Below are 24,442 nucleotides of genomic sequence, written 5' to 3'. Positions count from 1 at the left end.
AGCACCTTCCTTTAAGACACTTCATGACGGACGCGTTCACGGGTCTCTTGATCAATAGTTAAAATTGTTCCTAAGTCAGGAGATGTAATCGTTTTGTGTTGTTCAAGTTGATTTTGAATTAGGTTTTCAATCCCTAAAAAGTCTACTTTTCCGTTTAAAAATAAAGAAACAGCTTCTTCATTGGCAGCATTTAAAACAGTTGTCATAGAACCACCTTCACGCCCTGATTCATATGCCATTTTTAAACATGGGAACCGCTCAAAACTCATTTCTTGAAAGTTTAAAGTACCAAATGATAACAAGTCTAATCCCTCTGACATGTTGTAAGGGTAACGCTCGGGATATGTTAAAGCATATTGAATCGGTATTCTCATATCTGGTGTCCCTAACTGAGCCATAACACTTTGGTCCGTAAACTCTACCATACTATGAATAACGCTTTCCTTATGCATGATCACATCAATTTGATCATAAGGGACGCCAAATAGCCAATGAGCCTCAATGACTTCAAGACCTTTGTTCATCATAGTGGCTGAATCAATTGTAATCTTTGCTCCCATACTCCAATTAGGATGTTTTAATGCATCTTCTTTTGTAACACCTACGAGTTCTTCTCTCGTACGGTCACGAAAGCTACCACCAGAAGCTGTAATTACCATACGCTTTAATTCTTTTAAATTTTCTCCACGTAGACATTGATGAATCGCAGCATGTTCGCTATCAACTGGCAATAAGTCTACACCGTACTTCCTCGCCTCTTCCATGACAAGGTGCCCCGCTGTCACAAGCGTTTCTTTATTTGCAAACGCAATTTGCTTTTTAGCTCGAATGGCCTCTAGAGTAGGCTTTAAACCAACACTACCTAAAAGAGCATTAACTACTAAATCAACTTGATCATGTTTAACAATTTCACTTAATGCATCCAATCCAGCATACACTTTAACATCATATGTAAGTGTACTTTCAAGATGACTTTTTGTTTCACCATCTTTAACAATAACGACTTGAGGTTTCAACTCCTCAATAATCGGTTTGGCCACATCCACTTGAGTTCCAAATGCTAGTGCATATAAATTAAATGCATCAGGGTATTCTTTTATTATATCAATAGTTTGTAATCCAATTGAACCCGTTCCACCTAATAAGACAATATTTTTCATATTTAACCCTCATTTATTGCTATATATTAAATAAATTGTAGAAAATGCAAGAAAGGCAGCATAAAGATTAAACTGTCAAAGCGATCTAAGACACCACCGTGACCTGGTAGTAATGTTCCTGAATCTTTCACTTCATAAGTTCTCTTCAATGCAGATTCAACTAAGTCACCGATTTGTGCTAAGATTGAAGCAATTATTGCAATTACGATTACCGTTATAACGTAATCATATAATTGAAAAATCAATTGAAAGATGACCGCGATCACAATGGCACTTAATACACCACCAACGAAACCTGCAATTGTCTTCTTCGGACTAATTTCAGGCCACAACTTGCGTTTACCCATATATTTACCAAAGAAATAAGCTCCTGAATCAGTTAACCAAATGATTAACAACACAAAGAAGATATATTCTAAACCGACATATCTTGTTTCGATAAAGTAGGCAAAACCGACACCAACATAAAATAAAGATAACAATACAAACGATAAATCATGATACGTTTTCTCGTTTTTAACAACAACAGTATAAATTAACAGTGAAAATATAAATATAAAAAATAATTCAAAATGTTCCAACGGTATGTATGAAAAGATCGGTGTTATAAATAGATCAATATAAAAAATCCATAACAGTAAAAAGCTCAAGACTGCTGGGAAACTAAAAGTTGATATATTGTTCATACGAAACAACTCGTTTAACCCCATTGTTGCTAAAACAGCAACTAATAACGCAAATGGCCACCCTCCAAAAACTACAAAGGGAACAAATATGATCAATCCAATTACAGCCGTTATGACTCGTTGTTTCATTTCCTCACATCCCTATAAGCCACCGAACCTTCTTTTTCGATGTTGATATTCCATAATAGCTTCATCTAATGCTTCTGCATTAAATTCAGGCCAAAGTTTATCAGTAAAGTAAAACTCCGCATACGCTAATTGCCACAACAAGTAGTTACTTAACCTTTGTTCACCACTTGTTCTAACTAGTAAATCAGGATCTGGTAATTCATTCGTATATAAATGATCTTCAATTTTCTCTTCATCTATAGATTCTATATCAAGCTCACCATCTAATACAGACTGGCTAATTTCTTTCACAGCATCTACTAATTCTTTACGACTGCCATAGTTCAACGCCAAGTTTAAGACCATACCATTATTTTGGCTTGTTTCATCAATTGCCTTGCTCACAGCGCTTTTAGTGAATTCAGGCAATGATTCAAAGTCACCCATAGTTGTTATTCTAACATTGTTTTCTTTAAGTCCTGGTAAATATGTATCTAGAAACTGAGATGGTAATTTCATAATAAACTCAACTTCTGATTTAGGCCTTTTCCAATTTTCTGTAGAAAAAGCGTACAACGTCAGTGCTTCAACACCTAAATTAGATGCACGTTTAACAACCTTTTCAATAGCTTTCATACCTTCACGGTGACCAGCAACCCTTGGTAGGGAACGCTTCTTAGCCCATCTGCCATTACCATCCATAATGATCGCAATGTGCTTCGGTATGTTTTCAGACTGTAATTCATCTTGTTCAATTTTAGAGTTTGTACGAAAAAGCATAATAATCCCTCTCTAAACAACATTAAGAAAAATTCAGCTTCCGCTTTAGTGAGCGAAAGCTGTTATAATCTCCAAGTAAGAAGTTTTAAACTTCTGTAATTTCTTTTTCTTTTTCTTCTAACAATTGATCAATTTGAGCAATATGCTTATCCGTCTCACTTTGAACGTCGTCTTGATAAGAACGAGATTCATCTTCTGTAATCTCGCTACTTTTCTCAAGTTTCTTTAATTGATCATTAGCATCACGACGAATATTACGAATTTGAACACGTGCTTCCTCAGCATACTTGCGAGTTATTTTCACTAACTCTTTACGACGATCTTCGGTTAATGCCGGAATATTAATTCGAATCACGTTTCCATCATTGTTTGGCTGTAATCCTAAATCTGCTTTTTGAATTGCTTTTTCCATATCACCAATAGCAGATTTATCAAACGGTGTAATTACAAGTAATCTAGCTTCTGGAGCAGATACAGTTGATAACTGATTTAATGGTGTATTTGCACCATAATAATCAACATAAACACTATCTAATAGTGCTGGGTTAGCACGACCTGCTCTCACTGTAGATAATTGTTTAGAGAACGCTTGAATCGCACTAGACATTTTTTCGCGACAATCTTTAATTACTGCATCACTCATTCTGATTTCCTCCTAATTATTGTTCCAATTTCTTCTCCAGTAACAACACGTTTGATGTTACCTTCCTCCATAATAGAGAATACTATTAATGCTATATCGTTGTCCATACATAAAGATGAAGCTGTTGAATCCATCACACCTAACCCTTCATTTAATACTTCCATGAAGCTTAATTCATGGTATTTAAATGCATCAGAATTAAGTTTTGGATCATCAGAATAGACACCGTCGACATTATTTTTTGCCATTAAAATAACATCAGCTTCTATTTCTGCTGCACGTAGAGCTGCTGTCGTGTCTGTTGAAAAGTAAGGATTACCTGTTCCACCGGCAAAAATGACAACACGCTTTTTCTCTAGATGCCTCATAGCCTTGCGTCGAATATAAGGTTCAGCAACTTGCCTCATTTCAATCGATGTTTGGACTCGAGTTTCTACTCCATAGTTCTCTAAACTGTCTTGTAAAGCAAGAGAATTCATAACAGTAGCTAACATGCCCATATAGTCAGCGTTAGCTCGATCCATGCCAACTTCACTACCAACTTTGCCTCTCCATATGTTACCGCCACCGACTACAATTGCAATTTCAATTCCCAAATCATGTACAGCTTTCACTTGGTCTGCAATTGATTTAATAAATTTCGGGTCAATTCCATACCCTTGTTCACCACTAAGTGCTTCACCACTAATTTTTAATACGATTCGTTTAAAATCAGGTGTTGACATATTTACCTCCGTCATTATGTAAGGATGTGATTTTTACTTTACAAAATAGGGAACACACCAAGTGTCCCCTATTCTTATTAGTTTGTTATTTCTTAACTTGGTTCATTACTTCGTCAGCAAAGTTTTCTTCACGTTTTTCCATACCTTCGCCAACTTCATAACGTACGAACGATTTAACTGAAGCACCTTTTGATTCAACATACTTCTTCACTGTTTGATCAGGGTCTTTTACGAATGATTGATCAAGTAAGCAAATATCTTCGAAGAATTTACCTAGACGACCTTCTACCATCTTCTCAACAATGTTCTCAGGCTTACCTTCTTCTAAAGCTTGTTGCTTTAGGCGTTCGCGCTCTGTATCCACAATTTCTTGGTCAACTTCTTCACGAGATAAGTAGTCAGGGTTGATTGCAGCTACGTGCATTGCAACGTCTTTTGCAACATCTTCATCAGTTGTACCTTCTAATTGTGCAAGAACACCAATTTTACCACCCATATGGATGTAAGCACCAATTGCAGAGTTAGCATCACTTTCAAAGATTTCAAAGCGACGTAGTGAAAGTTTCTCTCCAATTTTCGCAATTGCAGAAGTAATATATTCACTTACAGTTTCATCACCGTTAATCTTTTGCTCAAATGCTTCTTCAACTGTTGCTGGCTTATGAGTAAGAATATGGTTAGCTAATACGTCTAATAAGTTTTTGAATTCGTCGTTTTTAGCTACGAAGTCTGTTTCTGCGTTAACTTCAATCATTACTGCAGTGTTACCTTCAGTAACGATATGTGTTGATCCTTCTGCCGCGATACGGTCAGCTTTCTTAGCAGCTTTTGACATACCTTTTTCACGTAGGAATTCAACAGCTTGATCTAAGTCACCATCAGTTTCTTGAAGTGCTTTTTTACAATCCATCATGCCCGCGCCTGTTTTTTCACGCAGTTCTTTTACTAGTTTCGCACTAATTGCCATTATACTTCCTCCTTGGAATGATCGTTTTTATGTTTAAAGTTAAATTTGATATAAACTGTCTCAGTCGTTTACATCGTTCCACATATATTATGTTTCTAAAACTCATGCTGTAAAAAAGGTGATAAAAGGTCCTACCTCTTATCACCTACAACCTTTTACTCTTGAACTGTTTGTTTTTCTTCTTGTTCTTCAGAAGCGTCTGCTGCAACATCTTCTGTTGCTTCACCTTGTTTTACTTCAAGGATCGCATCTGCCATTCTTGTAGTAATAAGTTTAACAGCACGAATTGCATCATCGTTTGCAGGGATTACGAAATCAATTTCATCTGGATCGCAGTTAGTATCAACCATTGCTACGATAGGGATATCTAACTTTTGCGCTTCCTTAACTGCAAGACGTTCTTTTCTAGGGTCAACGATGAATAGAGCATCAGGTAGCTCTTCCATATTTTTAATTCCGCCTAAGAATTTCTCTAGACGATCTTTTTCTTTTAAGATCATAACAACTTCTTTTTTCGGAAGTACATCAAAAGTACCGTCTTCTTCCATACGCTCGATATCTTTCAGGCGATTAACACGCTTTTCGATTGTTTGGAAGTTCGTTAAAGTACCACCTAACCAACGCTGGTTAATGTAATGCATGCCAGAACGGGTCGCTTCTTCTTTCACCGTATCTTGTGCTTGCTTCTTAGTACCTACGAATAAGACTGTTCCTCCATCTTGAGCAACTTCCTTAATGAAGTTAAATGCTTCATCAACCTTTTTAACTGTTTTTTGTAGGTCAATGATGTAAATGCCGTTACGCTCAGTGAAAATGTAGCGCTTCATTTTTGGATTCCAACGGCGTGTTTGGTGTCCGAAATGAACACCAGCTTCCAATAGCTGTTTCATTGAAATAGCTGACATAATAAAATCCTCCTAAATGGTTTTTTTCCTCCGCTTGCTTCATATATAAGCAAAACTCATGACTGATGAGCACCTTTACTTACGTCCACAAGCGTGTGTATTAACACCAAAAGTAAATATATCATAACTGATTTTGCGTAGCAAGTATTAAATAGTCATTTTATGATTAAATTTTACAATAAGTTCAACTTCTGTATAGCCCATATTTAACTTCTTTGCTGTCGTTTCTATTGAGTAACCTTGTTTAATAAGGTCGAGGACTTGATTTTGTAGGCTAGGTTGAGAGCTTCGTTGCTCATGATCCATTTGTTTTTCGGTGCTTAGCTCTAATTGATCCTCTTGTTCTGAGATGACATGTTCTAAATCAAAAGCGTCATACTCGTCTTCAGGTGGGGTAGTATAATCAAAGCTTTTTCCATGATTTTTTAAACTTATATTGTTACTCGATTGATCTTGGTCGTTATTAGTTGTTGAGGAATATTGATTAGTTCGCTCTACTTTAGATAGTTGTTCTATTAATTTTTTATTTTCATCTTTTATTTCTAATAAATATGAGTTAAATAAATCTTCAATCTCTTGAACTCGTTGCTCTGATTGTTTTTCAGATTCATTCGATTGCCTTAATTGAATGAATAGCCAAAATATCGCAAATAAAGCTATTCCATGTAGAACTAAATAAATGATTTCCAACTTCCATACCACCTAATATTGTTTACTTTGTAAAATCGACTCGATGACCTAAGTAAGGGTGAGGGATGCTTGTCCTACGTTGATCCTTACTTTCAGTTTGATTATGACCATTTGCTTTCGCTTCTGCTTCATGTTTACGGCTGTCCTCTTCATTGTCGATTTGTTCAGTTTGTTCAGATTCTAAGACTGCTTTTCTTTTACGTTCAAGTTCTCGCAGTTGTTCATGCGTAATTTGGTCTTGCATTAATTGGCCGCGTTGTTGTAATTGGTCTTGAAGTTGACTAGCATCTTGGGTTCTTGGGAGAGCCACTTGCATCTCAACAGCTTTCCAACTCATTAAAACCGACCCTTTCTATAGTGGATTTATAGAAAAATCATGATTTTCATAAACAATCGAAACTTTACTAGCCTCTTGATTGAACACTTTTGCATACTTGCTATATTTCACTTCTACATTTGGATAAATTATACCATGAACTGTTACATTAGGTAAATTCTCTTCATTGTAGTTCATATCATTCTGTGTATAAATGGAGTACTCATCATTTAGTTCACTTAATTCTAATTTAGCTTTTTCATAAGAACGCTTTTGCCTCAAAAGAGTAATTCTTTCTTTACTACTTAATTCACGCAATTCTTGTAACTGTTCCATCTTGCTACCGATCGTTTTTAATTTTTTCAACTGTTCCACTAGTTCTTTCATTCGTTCTTCTATATATGACTTTTTCTCAACCACTTTTTTATTTTCACCTAAATACAGTACTGTTTTGGAACTCATACGATTACCTATATCATTAGCTTCAATTAATTGACCACTAGATATCGAACCGCCAATAATATGCCCTTTGTAACAAGATACAAATTCGCGAGCAATTACTTCGCTATGTAGTATTGATTGATTAACATAAATGCTTCGACCAGCTTCTAAATTTCCTTGGTTTATATTACCTGCTTTAATATCTAAAGTTGCGCGAATTTTACCTTTTCCCTGAGAAGAGACGCCCTCTTCAATAAAAACAGAGCCACCCGCTTCTAAATAAGCACCTTCAACTATACCTTTTACCGTAATATCACCACGGGCATTTAAACTGAACCCTTCTGGTACATCCCCTTTAATTACAATGGAACCATTAAATTCAATGTTACCAATTGTCAAATCAAGGTCTTTGTTCACTTCATATACTGGCAATACTTTAATTTCTTTTTCAGTTAAGGTGACTTGTCCACTATCTGTTGCATATATCGTTTGATCTTTCTCAGTATGTTTTGTATTTTCGCCCGCTTTTATTGTTACAACCTTGCCTGGTTTCGCTTCAACCTTTTTATTATAAACATTAATACCAGGTTCACCTTTTGTTGGAGCTACAAAAGTTAGTAACGGTTCATCTGTTTCAACGATTGGAATTTGCATCATTTCTTTAAAATCGATTTTATGCGTCTCTCCGTCAACATCTACTTTTGAATTAAGGTTTACATGATAATCAATATAGCCATCCTCACCATTTTCAGCTTCAATACCTCTAGCTACTTCAATTTGTGAGGAATCTAAATTTTCACCTTCACTGTTTAAAATGTCTTCACAAAATTGGTGGATGGCTTCTTCATCAATACCGTAAACAATTTCATTCTTATGAAGAAAATTAATAATGTTTGAAGGTGTAATTAATTCAGCTATACTAAACTCTTCATCTAGTTCAACATTAGAAAAATAACTGTTATTGAACTCGATCAAAGCGTTCATACGATTGTCATTAACTTTAACATCTATTAATTGTGATAAGTCCAACACCCTTCACCCCTTAATCATGCTGTTAATAACCTTTTCAGCTTTGCAATTGCCTTACTGTGAATTTGTGAGATGCGTGATGTTGACAACTCTAACACATCACCAATTTCAGTTAAGGTTAGCTCCTCTTTATAAAACAAGCTTAAGACGATTTGTTCATTGTCGTTAAGCTTTTCTATCTCAACTAACAATTCCTGCACGTTTTCATTTCTAACTAACTGATCATCAGGTGTTAATTCATGGGTGTCCGGGATTGTATTTCGAAGGCTTTCTCGCTGTTCATCATTTTGTTCACTCGTTTTTTCTTCAATTGACAATATATTGGCGAACAATGTGTCTTTCATAACCTCAGCAACTTCTTCGGGGGACAAATTAACTTTATGTGCAACTTCGTCAATTGTTGGTTCTCGCTGAAACTTTTGTTCTAAAGCTTCAAAAGTTTGTTCAATTTCTTTAGACTTCTCTCGAACAGACCGCGGTAACCAATCCTCTTTTCTCAAACCGTCAATGATTGCTCCTTTTATGCGAAAAGAAGCATACGTATCGAACTTTAAATCCCGTTTTGTTTCAAACTTCTCTAAAGCATCCACCAATCCCATAAAAGCTAGACTTTTAACATCTTGCTTATCTACATTCTTAGGCAAATGTGTATGAATTCTATTTACTTGGTAATCTACTAATGGCATATAATGCTCGACTAATAGATTACCCGCTTCTTGATCTCTACTTTCTTGCCATTTATCCCATAACATTGACAGAGAGGACGTTGTTTTCTTCATTTGACGGACCCCCAAGTTTTACTTTCTAGCTGTTAATCATTCATCAGTTTACGAATATGTTCTGCTGTTTCGCTTGAATCAACTTCATTAATCTCATCATGATCATCCAGTTCTTCTGATTGAACTGATGCCTCTTCTTGCGTATTTTCAGTTTCTGACCGCTGTATTGATTTAGTTCTTGTATCCAATATATAAGTGATTAATTGACGAACACCATACGTTAGAATAAATGCTAAAACGAATACAATTAGTGCTCTAACGAATGAATGTTGTGGTGTATTATTCATTAATGATAATAAAAATACATAAACACTTATAAAAGTTGATAAAACGATATTATGCCATACTGAGCCAATCATTATATATATGTCACACCTTCTTGAATTGTCCTAACCTTAAGTGTTGATTGATCAATTAAAAATTCAATCGTTCTACCTCTATTACCACCTACATCTTCAGCTACGATTGGAATGCGGTATTCTTCTAGTTGTTTTTTAACCGCTTCAATATTTCGTGAACCAATTTTCATCATTTCATTGTTACTGTTCACGTTAAACATTTGAGCGCCACCGGCCATCTTAGCTTTTAAGTTAGTTCTTCTGACTCCTTTTCGTTCAAGCATTTCAATTAATGCTTTTATACCTGTATCAGCGAACTTTCCTTCTTTAAATGATTGGTTTCTTGCCATTGTAGAATCAGGCAACATAACATGCAATAAACCTGCGATATTTGAGAAATTATCATATAAGATAAGACCTACACATGATCCTAAGCCAGCCGTCATAATCGTTTCGGGATGTTCGGCAATATTCAAGTCTGCTATTCCAACCTTTATAACTTCTGCTACTTGTTGGCTCATAATTGATTAACTCCCAACGATTCGAATATAGAAGTATACGTTTCTGGGTTAGGGAGCAAGAAGAAATGTCCTCTTATTTCTCGTTTCATTCCTTCAATATCATGAAGAACAGTCTCGATCATAATAGCTTGGTCTGAGGAAACTGAGATTTCGAGTAACCCCTGTGTTAACATAGCTCCAACCATATCGATTGCGACTTGTGGTACAGATTGAACTACTTCTAAACTAGTAAAATCAGATAGTGCTCTTAAATAAGACCCTGTTAAAATATTTCCTAATTCTAAAAATGCAGAAGTGGCTAGTTCATCACCATTTGAAACTGTCTTTGATTGATCACCAATCATCAATTGCGAAAATAGGTCTGCCTCTTCTGGTGGAACCATGAAAAACATACTCCCTGATAGGTCACCAGTTGCTTGTACAAAGACAGCAGCTTGAACTTCGTCTTTACCGCCAACTTCCATCATCATTTCATCAAAGGAAACAATATTAACAATTGGTACCGTCATTTGAACTTTTCGGTTAATTAAACTTGATAAAGCTGTAGCCGCATTTCCAGCCCCAATATTACCTATTTCTTTCAATACATCTAAATGGATCCGTTGAAATTGTTCGTAATCTTGCATTTAATATGACCTCACGTTTTCGGAATTAAGATTCAACTGTTGATAAGTGATCAAATTCTTCTTCTGTTAACACTTTATCTAAATTAAGTAATACGAGAAGTCTTTGATCGATTTTAGCTACACCTCTAATGTAATCGGCATTAACTGATCCAACGACCTCTGGTGAAGGTTCTACTTGATTTTGAGGAACATCAACGACATCATTAGCTGCATCTACAATCATACCTACATTTTTATCACCAATCGTTACAATAATGATCCGGGTACTTTCCGTATATGCTGTTTGTTCCAAGTCAAATCGTTCACGTAAGTCAATAATTGGTGTAATTACACCGCGTAAATTCATAACACCTTTCACAAAACGAGGAGCACGAGGGACTCTTGTAATTTCCTGAATCCGCTCGATAGATCCAACATGTTCAATCGGAACACCATACTCTTCATCTTTTAATTGAAATACGATGACCTTTTCGTTTTGTACTACTTCACTCATGTCCATTCCTCCTTATTTTATGAGAGCATTGCTGTCGACGATTAATGCAACTTCACCATTGCCTAAAATAGTTGCACCAGAGATAGCAAAAATATTAGATAGGTAGTTTCCTAGCCCTTTTAATACAATTTCTTGCTGCCCAATGAAAGAATCAACGACTAATCCTGCCATTTGGTCTCCTTTGCGTACGACAACTACAGAGTAAAACTCATCTTCAACCTCGTGATCACTAGGAACTTCAAAGACTTCTTTTAAGTCTACTAAAGGCACAATGTTTCCTCTGAAATCAATGACTTCCTTGTTGTGTGCTTTCATAATTTCAGATTTCTTAATAACAGCCGTCTCTATAATTGACGATAAAGGAATAGCGTAAGTCTCATTCTCAATGACGACTAACATAACTGAAATAATTGATAAAGTTAATGGTAGTTGAATTGTAAATGTTGTCCCTTGCCCTAACTCTGACTCGATCTCTATTGAACCACCTAAAGACTCAATTGTGCTTTTCACAACATCTAAACCAACACCTCTACCAGAAATATCTGAAACTTCTTGAGCTGTTGAGAAGCCACTTTCTAAAATCAACTCATTAATTTGTTTGCTTGTTAATGAAGTGGATTGCTCTTGAGTAATGACACCATTTTCAATTGCCTTAGCAAGAACTTTATCTTGATTAATCCCTTTACCATCATCTTTAATTTGAACAAATACATGGTTACCGCTATGGAAAGCTTTTAATAGCAGTTTACCCTCTTCATTTTTTCCAGTTTCTAAACGCTGATCAGGTGTTTCAATTCCATGGTCAACAGCATTACGAATTAAATGGACTAAAGGGTCACCAATTTCGTCAATTACTGTTCGATCTAATTCCGTTTCAGCACCTTCAATTTGCATATCAATCTTCTTACCTAGATCACGAGTGAGTTGTCTAACCATTCTTGGGAAACGATTAAACACTTGGTCGATTGGAACCATACGCATTGTTAAAATGATATTTTGTAAGTCTCCTGATATTCTCGATATACGCTCAACGGTTCCTTTTAAATCGTTGTGATCAAGTTCATCAGAAATTTGTTCTAAACGACCGCGGTCAATTACCATTTCCTCAAATAAGTTCATTAAAGCATCTAGACGATCAATGTTTACACGTATTGTTTTATTACCAACTGCTTTTTTAGATTCAACGGAGTCCTCTTTTGTATCTGAACTACTTTCAGGGGTCTGAATAGTTGCTGCCACTTCACCTTCTACATCTTCTTCAACCTCTTTTGAATCAAGACTAAACGGTTCAACATCAACCTGACTGACTTCAGAGACTTTTAATATTTTCGCTTGTAAATCTTGTGCGGGTTCTGAAGAGACTAATATTAATTCAAACACTTGATCAAAGGCTTCATTTTCAAGTTCATCTACTGTTGGAACAGATTTAATGACTTCACCATTTTGCTCTAATACTTCAAACACCATATAAACCCTAGCTACCTTTAATAAGCAATCTTCCGTTAACGCTACTCTAATTTGATAAATAGATTGCCCATCTGATTCGGCTTGTTGTAATACAGTTCTCTCAAATTGATCAATAGAAAAAGAGTTATTAGAAGTTGGCTCGTTTACAGTTTCTACACTTGAAGCTTCTGCCACAGCTTCCCCAGACTCTATAGTTTTTAACTTAGAGACGATTTCTTCTACTTCCTTAGCTCCTGAGCCACCTTCTGAAATATCAGTAATCATATCTTCTAAGTATTCAACAGAATCTAATAAAACATCCATCACATCAGTGGTCACTGAAAGTTCTTCTTGTCTAATGCCATCTAAAACATTTTCCATCTTGTGTGTTAAGTCAGATAGGTCTTCATAGCCCATCGTTGCAGCCATTCCTTTCAACGTATGAGCTGCTCTAAATATCTCGTCCACAATTGACAGGTTTGTAGAATCCTTCTCAAGATTCAACAATTGATCGTTTACAACTTGTAAATTCTCCTTACTTTCATCAATAAAAATATCTAAGTATTGATTCGATTCCATAAGTTCGCCTCCTTAGCGTTCAACCACTTCAATTAATGCTTCTGCAATGAGGTTAATCGGTCTAATTAAATTAGGGTTAACTTCTTCTACGAGAGATTTAGGCATACCGTAAATGACCGCTGTTTGTTGTGATTCTGCAATTAAATATGTAGATGGGTCTTTCTCTCTTAGCAGTTTTGCCCCATCAGTTCCATCACTACCCATTCCAGTTAAAACAACACCGACTTTATTAAAAGTTGATAGGTCAGCAATAGATTCAAATAATCGATTAACTGACGGGCGATGACCTTTAACTGGTTCAGTTTGCTCAACAACTGCTGCTAACGAACGTCCTATTGACTTAACTTGTAAATGATAATCTCCTGGTGCTATATAAGCGTGACCTTTCTTTAACAGCTCTCCGTTTTGAACTTCTTTTACTTTAATTTCAGCTAACCGGTCTAACCTTTCAGCCAATGACTTTGTAAATTTCGCTGGCATATGTTGAACGATTACAATAGTTCCATCAAATTGCCTTGGTACCTTTGACAACACTTGTTGTAATGCTTTTGGTCCACCAGTTGAGACACCTATAGCTATAATCGTTTCGTTATGTTTAAACTGTTGTGGTTGAAATTCTGTATAAGTGTCTTGATCTTTCGCTTGTTCATCTGACGGCTCAATGTTAGCTGTAGCCGCTTGTTTAACTTTTGAACATATTTCTTCACTGACTTTATTTAAGTCTAAAGAGATTGGGCCTGATGTTTTGTTAATAAAATCAATTGCGCCATGTTGTAACGCGGTAATCGTACTATTAGCCCCTTCATAAGTTAAACTTGATAACATAATGACAGGCGTTGGGTACTCTTCCATAATTAATCTCAAAGCCGTCAAACCATCCATAACTGGCATTTCTATATCTAACGTAATGACATCTGGTTTAAGTTGTTTAACTTTTTTTAAACCGTCTTCACCATTACGAGCAGTACCAATTACTTCTAGATGTTTGTCTTGATTAATAATGTCCGATATTACTTTCCGCATAAAGGCAGAGTCATCGATGACTAATACTTTAAACTTCTGCATGTTAATCTACCTTTCTTGTAAACATAGACCTTACGCGACTAATAAACTGGCGGTTGTTTTTATGTTTTACAGGTTCGTTCATAAAGTCGGTAATTACTTGGTCCAATGATTTCTTAGCTTTACCTCTTTCATTTAATATGTAGTACGGGATCTGCTTTTTAACTGCTTCGACTACAGTTCGGTCTTCACGAATAAAGCCAATGAAGTTCAACTTATAATTTAGAAACTTAGTAACAACTGATTCCAACTTAGTAAAAGCTATTTGCGCTTCTTGTTCACTCTGTGCTCTATTGACTAATAAAGAAATTTTTAAATGATCTCTAGAACTATGAACAATTAATCGCTTCATAGCAGCATAGGCATCGGTTATTGATGTAGGCTCTGTAGTTGTCACAACAATACTTTCATCTGCTGCTTGGATGAAGGCTAAATGTTCCTCTGACATACCAGCTCCTAAGTCAAAGATGATATAGTCATATGTTGAAGCCACAAACTGTAATTGTTGGATAAAATAATTATATTTAGATTGATCTAAATGAAAAAAGTCACTCAAACCTGTTCCTGCAGCTATATATGATATTCCTTGTGTTCCTTCTTCTATAATATCAGAAATTTGCAAATTTTTCTCTAACATTGTCGATAAACTGTTTTTAGGTTGCAAACCTAATAAGATATCAATGTTCCCCATGCCAATGTCTAAATCAAATATTAATACTTTCTTCCCCTGCTGTCCTAACGCAATGCTAAAATTTAAGGCGAAGTTAGATTTTCCAACTCCACCTTTCCCACTAAAAACTGCAATAGTGTGGGCGTGCTCTTCAGTCTGCTGATTCATTTTTATCCGAAGATCGTGCGCTTGGTCTTTATTCATTATTGTTCACCTACTATCAACTGAGCGATTCTATTAGGTGATGCTTTTTCAATGTCATCTGGAACATCTTGACCAGTCGTTATATAACTAATATTAAACTTATAGCGGTGCCACAAATTTAAGATTGGTCCATAATGGTTAGTTTCATCGACTTTAGTAAAAATGACCTGATTTATAGGTAATGCTTTAAAGTTGTTATAAATATCAACCATATCTTGTTCTTTTGATGTTAGTGACAAGACACAGTACAACTCATCTTGTTCATTAAAGTCGATTAGTTCATCAATTTGCTCAATATATTCGCTATTACGAAAGTTACGTCCAGCTGTGTCCACTAATATTAAATCCTTATGGCTAAAGCTGTCTTTGGCTTGTTCGAAATCTTCTTTGTTATAAGCTACTTCAACAGGTAAGTTTAAAATTTTAGCATACGTCTTTAATTGTTCAACAGCTGCGATTCGGTACGTATCTAAAGTAATTAAAGCAACGTCTTTATTTTGATTAATAGACGCATCAGCTGCTAATTTAGCTAAAGTTGTTGTTTTGCCTACTCCAGTTGGTCCGAAGAGAAAAATTCTCTTAGCCGAACTATTTGATTGAGTCGCAGCAGCTTCCATTCTAGTTGTAACTTGTTTTTGTAATAATTCATAATAAATAGTCGAATCACCTTGTTGTCCATTTGAATAATACTCAGCTAATAAAGGATCAATTAATTCGTCTATGACCGATTGAGAAACGCCTTGCCCTTGCAAATAATTATTCACTTCTTCTATAACTTTTGGATATTGTGTTTTGGTTTCTTGCTTTAATGTTAACTGTTCCTTTAGATCACGAATTTCTTCAAGTAGCTCTGAATCATATTCTTTGGACTTCGATGTATGTTCATTTCGAATAAGCGGGTCTTGATTCAAGCTGAATTGCCCTTTTGATTCTGTAGTTTGTTTATTATAAATTGGGTTAGGGTCTACTGCAGCTACTACTTCTATATTTTTCTTCTTCAAAAAGCCTAAGAAACCTGTACTCCGTTTCTCTTTAGAGTTCAAAATAACAGCTTGATTCCCTAGTTCTTTTCTAACTTTCTTCATAGCTTCCGGCATAGTAGGAGCTGTATACTTTTTAACTTTCATTAGATATTCACCACCCCGGCGCTTTCAACTTCTAAGTCTGGTTCTAACTCATTGTAGGATAATACAACAACATCTGTTAAATAGCGACCAATCATTTGTTTAACATACCTTCTAATAGCAGGAGAACATAATAAGATTGGAGTAGAATTATCGATAAAAGCCTGGCTTGCTTGTTGGTGAATCGTTTCTATTACTTTTTGTTGTGTCTCAGGATCCATCGATATAAAACTTCCATGTTCTGTTTGTTGTATATGCTCTGCAATTTTCTTCTCTACTTGAGGAGAGAGTGTAATTACTTTCATTTTATAATCTTCTGCAGCAAACATTTTTGTAATTTGAACTGAAAGAGATTGTCTACAATATTCAGCTAACAAATCAGTATCATTTGTCATCTTGCCATAGTCTGCTAAAGTTTCGAAAATAATTGGTAAGTTTCGAATAGAAACTTGCTCTTCTAATAGCTTAGATAATACTTTTTGTATTTCACCAACTGATAATGGTTCTGGTGTCACTTCGTCAACTAATGTTGGATAGCTTTGTTTTAAATGATCAATTAATTGTTGTGTTTCTTCACGTCCTAATAATTGACTAGCATACCTTTTAATTACTTCTGTTATGTGAGTAGATACAACTGATGGTGGGTCTACGATCGTATAACCTGATAACTCAGCTTCATCCTTCATATCCTCACTAATCCATTTAGCTGGTAGGCCAAATGCTGGCTCCACTGTGTCAATCCCTTCAATTGTCTCATCATCCATACCAGGGCTCATCGCCAAATAATGATTCAAGTAAAGTTCACCTTTTGCCACTTCATTGCCTTTTATTTTTAACTGGTACTCGTTTGGATTTAATTGAATGTTATCACGTATACGAACAACAGGGATTACTATGCCGAGCTCTAACGCAATTTGTCTTCTGATCATGACGACTCGATCTAATAAATCGCCACCTTGATTAGCGTCAGCTATTGGAATCAGTGCATAGCCAAATTCGAACTCAATAGGATCCATATTAAGTAAATCAACGACATTATCAGGCGTTGCAACTTCTTTGTCTTCTGTTTGTTGGTCTGTTTCCTCATCTTCATACTCTTGTTGTCTTTGATGAGATCGATCAAGGTAAAAGCCACCTACAGCTAGTATCGTTGCAATTGATGCCGTTAACATAAAGTGAATAGGTGTAAATCCAAGTAAGAAAATCGTACCCGCTGCAACATATAGTAATTTCGGATAGCGGAATAACTGTCCTGTCACATCATGTGATAAGTTACCTTCAGCAGCTACGCGCGTCACGATAATACCTGTTGCCGTTGCAATTAGAAGTGCAGGGATTTGAGAAACGAGTCCGTCACCAACTGTTAATCGTAAGAACACATTAACAGTCTCACTAGCTGAAAGTCCCCACTGCGTCATACCAATAATAAAACCAAAGATTATATTAACTAAGACAATCACGATACCAGCAATTGCATCACCTTTTACGAATTTACTTGCACCATCCATCGCCCCGTAAAAGTCTGCTTCATTTTCAATTTTTTCACGACGATCTTTTGCTTGCTGTTCAGTGATCATACCTGCATTTAAGTCAGCATCTATACTCATTTGTTTACCAGGCATCGCATCGAGAGTGAAACGTGCTGCAACTTCCGAAACACGTTCGGCACCTTTTGTGATAACAATGAACTGAATAATAACTAAGATTAAGAAAATAACGAAACCGACAAAAGGATTACCTCCTGTTACGAACTCTCCGAATGTATCAACAACATTACCAGCGTCAGCTTCTGATAAAATACTTCTTGTCGTTGATACGTTTAAACCTAGACGAAATAACGTTAAGAGTAAAAGTAATGAAGGAAAAATCGCAAAATCTAAAGCTTCCTGTGTGTTCATAGTGACAAGAATCACGATTAAAGCTAAAGAAATGTTTGTCAAAATCAATATACTTAAAAGCCATCCTGGTAATGGGATGACCAACATAATAATAATTAAAATAACACCTAATAATACCGATAAATCTCTTGCTGACATTTCTAAAAACCCTCTCCATTACTTCGCTCTTTTTTCCAGTTTGTAAACATAAGCTAATACTTCAGCTACTTGTTGGAAGAAATCTTCCGGAATTGTGTTTCCGATCTCTGTACCATAATAAAGCCCTCTTGCAAGTTTGCGGTTTTCAACTCGCACAACATCATTAGCCTTTGCAACTTCTCTAATTTTTAATGCGACGTAATCAACACCCATCGCAACAACAAAAGGGGCATCAGCCTTGTTCTCATCGTACTTTAATGCTATTGAATAATGCGTCGGATTGGTAATAACAACGTCGGCGGTAGGTACTTCACTCATCATCCGTTGTTGTGCCATTTGTCGTTGCCTTTCTTTTATTCGTGATTTAATTAGCGGATCCCCTTCGATGTTTTTACTCTCATCTTTAACATCGTGTTTTGACATTTTTATATTTTTCTCATGGTCATAACGTTGGTATAAGTAATCAATCACAGCAACAATCATAAGCATAATCGCTGCACCAACTCCGATTATAATTGTTAACTGTCCGAAAAAAGAGATAGCTTCACCTATTGATTTTTGTGATAGCATCATCAGCTCATCTTTATTAAGCCATATGATTGTAAAACAAACGGAGCCAACTGATGAAATCTTTAGTAAAGATTTCAAAAACTCAACTAACGCTCTAGCTGAGAATATTCTTTTAATACCTTTTAAAGGGTCGATCTTTTTCAAGTCAAACTTCAGTGGTTCACCAGTGAATAAGAAGCCTATTTGCAGATAGTTCGCTATGAGTGCTCCTATAATCGCTATGACCATAACTGGTAAGACTACTTTTACCCCTTCTACAGTTGATTGGAAAAATACTTGTTGAACATTAGCCGGCGTGACCTCCCAATGAATAAACTCTGTGAAACTATGAGTATAAACACCCGTTAACGTTTCTCCCATATAGGAACCATAGATTAATAGAAAGACGAATACACAAAACAACAATATAGATGTATTAACATCCTGACTTTTAGCGACCTGACCTTTTTTACGAGAGTCTTGTCTCTTTTTTGGAGTTGCTTTCTCTGTTTTTTCTTGGTTGAAATATTGTAGATTTAAGCGTAATTGTTTCACATTACGCCCCTCCCATAATCTCCAGAAGTTGTCGCATCGTCTGGAACATGTAATTAAATAATTCACTAATGAGTAAGCCGAAAAAGCTAAACGAAATTAGTATTACGACAAAACTAACAAATATTTTAAGCGGTAACCCTACGACGAACACGTTCATTTGCGGAACGGTTCTAGCGATCATACCTAGGGCAACATCTACTAAAAATAATGTACCAACTATCGGGATCGCCATTTGAAAAGCAATTAAAAACATACCTGATACTGTCATAATAATAAATTCAGGGAATGCGTCACTATGTATTGGAATCATATCTTGGAAACCAATAAATTGATAACTATAAAAAATACCATCAATGAGTAAATGATGCGCATTAGTAGCTACGAGTAATAATAATGCGAAAATATAATAGTATTGACCAATAATAGGACTTTGCACACCTGTTTGTGGGTCAACGACGTTCGCAATTGCAAAACCCATCTGAAAATCAATAAAACCACCAGCAATTTGTACACCAGCTAGTATGAGATAGGCTATTAATGCGATTAATATCCCTACTGTAACTTCTTTAAGTAGTAGTAATACATATTGACCATCAAAAAGCATAGCAGGAACATCTAGCGATAAGTACATGATCCAAGATAAAACGAATACAAGACCAATTCGATGCATCATTGGTATCGTATGATATGAGAATAAAGGGGCTAAAAAGAAAAAGCCCGCAAGTCTAGCTAAAACTAGGAAGAAAGCTGGTAATCTAGTAAAATCTAATAATTCTAACATGTTAACCAACTACTTGAGAGATGTTATTGAAAATACTTACGGTAAATTCAATCATTCTTTGTAACATCCATGGCCCTAAAATAACTATGCCAACAAAAACTGCAACAATTTTTGGGATAAATGCTAACGTTTGTTCTTGAATTTGTGTCGTTGCCTGAAAAATGGCTACCGTTAGTCCTACAAATAAAGCAATTAATAATAAAGGACCAACAACTATTAAAATAGTGTAAATGCCACGTTCAGCAAGTGACACGACCATGTCTGGGGTCATACTTATTCCCTCTTCCTATCGCTATATATAACTCTCTAAAATTGAATGGGTGATCAAATACCAGCCATCGACAATGACAAACAATAATACTTTAAAAGGTAATGAAATCATAACAGGTGGTAACATCATCATACCCATTGACATTAAAACACTCGCAACAGCCATATCAATAACTAGAAATGGAATAAAAATCATAAACCCCATTTGAAAGGCTGTCTTTAATTCGCTAATCGCAAATGCAGGTACTAATGCAGTAAGCGGTATATCCTCAATCGATTGAGGTCGCTCAGCTCCCGAGTAATCTAGAAAAAGAGCTAAGTCTTGTTGTCTCGTATGTTGCGACATAAACTCCTTAAATGGAATGCTCGCTTCATCGTAAGCTTCTTCTAAAGAAATTTCCTCATTGAATAAAGGTTGTAATGCTTGTTCATTCACTTCATAAAATGTTGGTGCCATAATGAAAAAAGTTAAGAACAGCGCTAAACCAATTAACACTTGGTTTGGTGGCATTTGCTGAGTAGCAAGTGATGTACGTACGAAAGAAAGAACAATTACGATTCTAGTAAAACAAGTCATCAAGATTAATATACTAGGCGCTAATGTTAAAACGGTTAATAAAATTAATAACTGTACGGCCGTAGAAATGGCTTCCGGATCATTTTCTGAAAACATGTTTACGAACTCATTCATCGGTCGGTCCATCCTTATCCTGATAACGTTTCATCATTCTTTTTCTTGAGTTTTTCATCGTTTCTAATTCAGTCTTAAACTGATTTTTAGTTTCTTGTTCTTGGTATGGGTTTCGGTTACGATTTTGAAAGTTTTGTAACACAGATTGAAATGAAATATTACTAGATGTGTCTTCATGGGATTGCGCTAACTGTTCAATCGTTTCATCATCATCAACTTTAGTTAACATTTCTACGTTGTCTCCAACACCTAATAAATAATATTCATTTCCGACCCTTACGACTTGAGCTGATTTGTTATTACCTAATGCAATGCCACCTACATTTTCTAACGATTGTGTTTGTTGATAAATCCTTGTTCTCTTTTGTACAAATTTTAAAACAACAAAGATTAAAGCTAACACAAGCACAAGTGCAGCAACCATCCTTAAGAAATCAAGAAATAACGAACGATTCGTTTGGCCAATTTGTTGTTCATCTTGGTCATCATCTGACGCTACAGGTGTTTCTTCTCGCTCGTCATCGTCATTACTACTTAAATCCTCATCATCTTCTTCATGATCTTGAGAATTAAACTCTCCTATGCAATCTGAAACACTACCATCACAATCATCTTCTGCCAATGATATGTAATCACTCGTACTTAGTAAGGCAAAAACTAAGATTGCAATAAATGTTATTCTCCATAATTTCATGATTGATCAACCTTCACAATTTAACTTAAAGCCTTGCCAATTGCTTCTAATACACGATCTGCTTGGAATGGTTTTACGATGAAATCTTTTGCGCCAGCTTGGATTGCATCAATAACCATAGCCTGTTGTCCCATTGCAGAACACATAACGACCTTAGCATTACTATCTTCACTTATGATTTCCTTTAAAGCTTCAATACCATCCTTCTCAGGCATTGTAATGTCTAATGTAACTAAATCTGGATTTAATTCTTTATATTGTTCAACTGCTTCTTGCCCGTTTTCTGCTTCTCCAACCACTTCATAATCATTCTTTTCTAGAATATCTTTGATCATCATTCTCATAAAAGCTGCATCATCTACAATTAAAATTTTGTTACTCATTTTTTAATCCCCCTAATGGCATATTATTTTAACTTTTGTATACGTTCTGTTTTACTCAATATGTCTGAAACTCTAACACCAAAGTTTTCATCAATTACAACAACTTCACCTTTAGCAATTAATTTGTTGTTGACTAAGATATCAACGGGTTCACCTGCTAATTTGTCTAACTCCACAATCGACCCTGTACTAAGTTCTAAAATTTCTTTAATGCTTTTACTAGAGCGACCTAATTCTACTTGCACGTTTAATGGAATATCCATCAACAAGTCTAAATTACGCTTTTCTCCAGAATCAAGTTGTGGCGAATCTCCAAGGTCTGCAAACTCTGCCTTTTCTACTTGGTGGTCTTCTGCCTGTGCTTGAAATGCTCTTTGGCCAATATTTTGAGAATGTGAACTCTCTGTTGCCTGTTGAGTTTCTTCGTTAATGGCAGGATGCTGCTGAGTGATACCTTCTTCCTCAGACAAGTTTTCAGCTGCTTCTTCAGTATTTAATAAACTATCTACAAAATCTTTAGCAAAATCCACTGGTAATAATTGCATAATACTAGAATCAATTAATTGACCTACTTGAAGTTGAAAAGATACTTTCACAAAAGTATCCTCATCAGGGATGTAATCTACACCTTCGCCAGACTCAACATCTAGTAAAGTTGTATTCGGTGGTGTAATATCCACCCTTTTATTAAAGACAGAAGACATACTCGTTGCAGCCGACCCCATCATTTGATTCATCGCCTCTTGTACGGCACTTAATTGTATTTCACCTAGTTCTTCTGATGGTGACTTACCATCTCCACCTAACATAAGATCAGCAATAATAGCAGCATCTTGGCTCTTAATAACGAATAGATTAGTCCCTTTAAAACCTGTCGTGTAATCTACTTTTACTGCTACATGTGGTGTTGGAAAACTATCATCTAATGAATCACTATCAATTGCTGAAACGACTGGTGTCGTAATTTCTACCTTTTGGTTCAATAAGGAAGATAAAGCAGTAGCAGAACTTCCAAAAGAAATATTGCCTAACTCTCCAATAGCGTCTATTTCTATATCTGACAACACATCAGATATAGAAACTGTACCGTTATTTTCGTTAGAGGAGTCCTCATCATTTTGCGTTCCACTTAGCAGTGCATCAATCTCTTCTTGTGAAAGCATATCATCGTTATTACTCATCTTCTTCACCCCTTGTTTCACCTAAAACTTGCACAGCCATATGACGCTTCTTCTTACCTGGCTGTACGTAAAATTTAGGTTCATCATTTACAAATAATTTTAATGGTTGATCAATCTCTTGGTTTAACATAATGACATCATCTTCATTCAAGTTTAAAAACTCATCGATAGAAATTGATGATTCACCTAATAAAGCCTTAGTTTCAACGTTAACTTGATTTAAGTTTGTCGCAATATGTTCAAAGTCTTCTGGATTACTTTTGCTTGATTCGTTTTGCATCCAATAATGAACCGACAACTTTGAAATAATAGGTTCTAATACCATATGTGGAATACAAATATTCATCATGCCTGAGCTTTCACCTATAGTCGTATTTAATGACACAACTACAACTGTTTCATTGGGTGATACCATCTGTATAAATTGAGGGTTAATTTCAAATTCCTCTAGTGATAAGTCTATTTCAACTAAATTCCCCCAAGCCTCTTCTAAAGATCCAAATGCTTGCTCAAACAATCTAGACATAATCCGACTTTCAATTTCAGTTAAGTTTTCTACTTTACTCTCGCCTTGTCCTTCGCCACCTAACGTACGGTCTAAAATTGCGTAAGCTATGTTCGGATTTACTTCGTATAAGATCCTACCTTCTAGTGGTTCGACTGAGAAAATATTTAATACTGTACGTTGCGGCATTGAGCGAATAAACTCTTCATATGGTACTTGGTCAACAGAAGCTACTGATACTTCTGCATATGTTCTAAGTTGACCAGCAAAAAAGGATGTTAATAATCTAGCGAAATTTTCATGAATTCTAGTTAATCCACGAATCTGATCCTTTGAAAAACGCAATGCTCTTTTAAAATCATAATCTCTAATTTTTCGCTCTTCAGTTTGCTGTTCTTTAAGTTCTTCAGCATCCATCTCACCCGTTGAGATTGCTGATAGGAGCGCATCTATTTCTCCTTGGGATAACACATCTTCTGCCATTGTTTCACCTCCACATTGGAGC

The 24,442-nt window shown here is 35.8% G+C and carries 28 protein-coding genes; all 28 read right to left on the bottom strand.

Annotated elements, in window-relative coordinates; translation table 11 throughout:
* Positions 1-11: 11 nt before the first annotated feature.
* The 28 genes from dxr to fliM all read right to left on the bottom strand — a co-directional run bounded on the left by dxr (position 12) and on the right by fliM (position 24,420).
* Positions 12-1,160: a 1-deoxy-D-xylulose-5-phosphate reductoisomerase gene (dxr, locus tag AHA02nite_RS03630; RefSeq protein ID WP_146814483.1), complete on the bottom strand. Its 1,149-nt coding sequence runs from the start codon at positions 1,158-1,160 to the stop codon at positions 12-14.
* 26 nt (positions 1,161-1,186) lie between these two features.
* Positions 1,187-1,975, bottom strand: coding sequence for a phosphatidate cytidylyltransferase (locus AHA02nite_RS03625; RefSeq protein WP_146814481.1), 789 nt, complete (start codon positions 1,973-1,975; stop codon positions 1,187-1,189).
* Between the two features lie 12 nt (positions 1,976-1,987).
* The gene (locus AHA02nite_RS03620; protein WP_146814479.1) at positions 1,988-2,734 is read right to left on the bottom strand and encodes an isoprenyl transferase; all 747 of its coding nucleotides are present in this window, start codon (positions 2,732-2,734) and stop codon (positions 1,988-1,990) included.
* Positions 2,735-2,819: 85 nt separating this feature from the next.
* Entirely contained in the window at positions 2,820-3,377 is a 558-nt protein-coding gene (gene frr, locus AHA02nite_RS03615; RefSeq protein WP_146814477.1) for a ribosome recycling factor, read from the bottom strand.
* Positions 3,374-4,102 (bottom strand): UMP kinase, encoded by a 729-nt coding sequence (pyrH, locus tag AHA02nite_RS03610; RefSeq protein WP_146814476.1) that lies wholly within the window; start codon positions 4,100-4,102, stop codon positions 3,374-3,376. The genes frr and pyrH overlap by 4 nt, the downstream gene beginning before the upstream one ends.
* Positions 4,103-4,187: 85 nt before the next feature.
* Positions 4,188-5,069: a translation elongation factor Ts gene (tsf, locus tag AHA02nite_RS03605; RefSeq protein ID WP_146814474.1), complete on the bottom strand. Its 882-nt coding sequence runs from the start codon at positions 5,067-5,069 to the stop codon at positions 4,188-4,190.
* Between the two features lie 155 nt (positions 5,070-5,224).
* On the bottom strand, positions 5,225-5,974 hold the full coding sequence (gene rpsB, locus AHA02nite_RS03600; protein ID WP_146814472.1) for a 30S ribosomal protein S2: 750 nt from the start codon (positions 5,972-5,974) through the stop codon (positions 5,225-5,227).
* A 147-nt stretch (positions 5,975-6,121) separates the two neighbouring features.
* Positions 6,122-6,664, bottom strand: coding sequence for a hypothetical protein (locus AHA02nite_RS03595; protein ID WP_146814470.1), 543 nt, complete (start codon positions 6,662-6,664; stop codon positions 6,122-6,124).
* A 22-nt stretch (positions 6,665-6,686) separates the two neighbouring features.
* Positions 6,687-7,001 carry a hypothetical protein gene (locus tag AHA02nite_RS03590; protein WP_146814468.1) on the bottom strand — a complete coding sequence of 105 codons (315 nt, stop codon included), beginning with the start codon at positions 6,999-7,001 and terminating at the stop codon, positions 6,687-6,689.
* A 15-nt stretch (positions 7,002-7,016) separates the two neighbouring features.
* Positions 7,017-8,450, bottom strand: coding sequence for a FapA family protein (locus AHA02nite_RS03585; protein WP_146814467.1), 1,434 nt, complete (start codon positions 8,448-8,450; stop codon positions 7,017-7,019).
* 17 nt (positions 8,451-8,467) lie between these two features.
* Positions 8,468-9,229: a FliA/WhiG family RNA polymerase sigma factor gene (locus AHA02nite_RS03580; protein WP_146814465.1), complete on the bottom strand. Its 762-nt coding sequence runs from the start codon at positions 9,227-9,229 to the stop codon at positions 8,468-8,470.
* Positions 9,230-9,261: 32 nt separating this feature from the next.
* Positions 9,262-9,588, bottom strand: a complete 327-nt coding sequence (locus AHA02nite_RS03575) for a ZIP family transporter (RefSeq protein ID WP_146814463.1) — start codon at positions 9,586-9,588, stop codon at positions 9,262-9,264.
* Positions 9,588-10,088 (bottom strand): chemotaxis protein CheD, encoded by a 501-nt coding sequence (locus AHA02nite_RS03570; protein WP_017185283.1) that lies wholly within the window; start codon positions 10,086-10,088, stop codon positions 9,588-9,590. The genes AHA02nite_RS03575 and AHA02nite_RS03570 overlap by 1 nt, the downstream gene beginning before the upstream one ends.
* The gene (locus tag AHA02nite_RS03565; protein ID WP_017185284.1) at positions 10,085-10,714 is read right to left on the bottom strand and encodes a chemotaxis protein CheC; all 630 of its coding nucleotides are present in this window, start codon (positions 10,712-10,714) and stop codon (positions 10,085-10,087) included. Before AHA02nite_RS03565 ends, AHA02nite_RS03570 begins: the two co-directional genes overlap by 4 nt.
* 25 nt (positions 10,715-10,739) lie before the next feature.
* Positions 10,740-11,207 (bottom strand): chemotaxis protein CheW, encoded by a 468-nt coding sequence (locus AHA02nite_RS03560; RefSeq protein WP_146814461.1) that lies wholly within the window; start codon positions 11,205-11,207, stop codon positions 10,740-10,742.
* 12 nt (positions 11,208-11,219) lie between these two features.
* Positions 11,220-13,232, bottom strand: coding sequence for a chemotaxis protein CheA (locus AHA02nite_RS03555; protein ID WP_146814459.1), 2,013 nt, complete (start codon positions 13,230-13,232; stop codon positions 11,220-11,222).
* A gap of 12 nt (positions 13,233-13,244) precedes the next feature.
* Entirely contained in the window at positions 13,245-14,297 is a 1,053-nt protein-coding gene (locus AHA02nite_RS03550; RefSeq protein WP_146814457.1) for a protein-glutamate methylesterase/protein-glutamine glutaminase, read from the bottom strand.
* 1 nt (position 14,298) lies between these two features.
* The gene (locus AHA02nite_RS03545) at positions 14,299-15,168 is read right to left on the bottom strand and encodes a MinD/ParA family protein (protein ID WP_146814455.1); all 870 of its coding nucleotides are present in this window, start codon (positions 15,166-15,168) and stop codon (positions 14,299-14,301) included.
* On the bottom strand, positions 15,168-16,295 hold the full coding sequence (gene flhF / locus AHA02nite_RS03540; protein ID WP_146814453.1) for a flagellar biosynthesis protein FlhF: 1,128 nt from the start codon (positions 16,293-16,295) through the stop codon (positions 15,168-15,170). Before flhF ends, AHA02nite_RS03545 begins: the two co-directional genes overlap by 1 nt.
* Positions 16,295-18,328 carry a flagellar biosynthesis protein FlhA gene (gene flhA, locus AHA02nite_RS03535; protein WP_146814451.1) on the bottom strand — a complete coding sequence of 678 codons (2,034 nt, stop codon included), beginning with the start codon at positions 18,326-18,328 and terminating at the stop codon, positions 16,295-16,297. The genes flhF and flhA overlap by 1 nt, the downstream gene beginning before the upstream one ends.
* An 18-nt stretch (positions 18,329-18,346) precedes the next feature.
* Complete coding sequence (gene flhB / locus AHA02nite_RS03530) at positions 18,347-19,432, bottom strand: flagellar biosynthesis protein FlhB (RefSeq protein WP_146814449.1); 1,086 nt, start codon at positions 19,430-19,432, stop codon at positions 18,347-18,349.
* A 1-nt stretch (position 19,433) separates the two neighbouring features.
* Complete coding sequence (gene fliR / locus AHA02nite_RS03525; protein ID WP_146814447.1) at positions 19,434-20,213, bottom strand: flagellar biosynthetic protein FliR; 780 nt, start codon at positions 20,211-20,213, stop codon at positions 19,434-19,436.
* A 1-nt stretch (position 20,214) separates the two neighbouring features.
* Positions 20,215-20,484 carry a flagellar biosynthesis protein FliQ gene (gene fliQ, locus AHA02nite_RS03520; RefSeq protein WP_017185294.1) on the bottom strand — a complete coding sequence of 90 codons (270 nt, stop codon included), beginning with the start codon at positions 20,482-20,484 and terminating at the stop codon, positions 20,215-20,217.
* A gap of 21 nt (positions 20,485-20,505) precedes the next feature.
* Entirely contained in the window at positions 20,506-21,174 is a 669-nt protein-coding gene (gene fliP / locus AHA02nite_RS03515; protein ID WP_146814445.1) for a flagellar type III secretion system pore protein FliP, read from the bottom strand.
* Positions 21,167-21,868, bottom strand: a complete 702-nt coding sequence (locus tag AHA02nite_RS03510; protein WP_146814443.1) for a flagellar biosynthetic protein FliO — start codon at positions 21,866-21,868, stop codon at positions 21,167-21,169. Before AHA02nite_RS03510 ends, fliP begins: the two co-directional genes overlap by 8 nt.
* Before the next feature lie 20 nt (positions 21,869-21,888).
* A complete protein-coding gene (locus tag AHA02nite_RS03505) occupies positions 21,889-22,251 on the bottom strand; it encodes a response regulator (RefSeq protein ID WP_146814441.1) in 363 nt (120 codons plus the stop codon).
* A gap of 23 nt (positions 22,252-22,274) precedes the next feature.
* A complete protein-coding gene (gene fliY, locus AHA02nite_RS03500) occupies positions 22,275-23,432 on the bottom strand; it encodes a flagellar motor switch phosphatase FliY (protein WP_146814439.1) in 1,158 nt (385 codons plus the stop codon).
* Positions 23,425-24,420 carry a flagellar motor switch protein FliM gene (gene fliM / locus AHA02nite_RS03495; protein WP_146814437.1) on the bottom strand — a complete coding sequence of 332 codons (996 nt, stop codon included), beginning with the start codon at positions 24,418-24,420 and terminating at the stop codon, positions 23,425-23,427. The genes fliY and fliM overlap by 8 nt, the downstream gene beginning before the upstream one ends.
* Positions 24,421-24,442 lie beyond the last annotated feature (22 nt).

Origin of the sequence: Alkalibacillus haloalkaliphilus (assembly GCF_007991275.1) — a bacterium.
Classification (GTDB): Bacteria; Bacillota; Bacilli; order Bacillales; family Alkalibacillaceae; genus Alkalibacillus; species Alkalibacillus haloalkaliphilus.
This window is presented reverse-complemented; position numbering and strand designations above follow the sequence as displayed.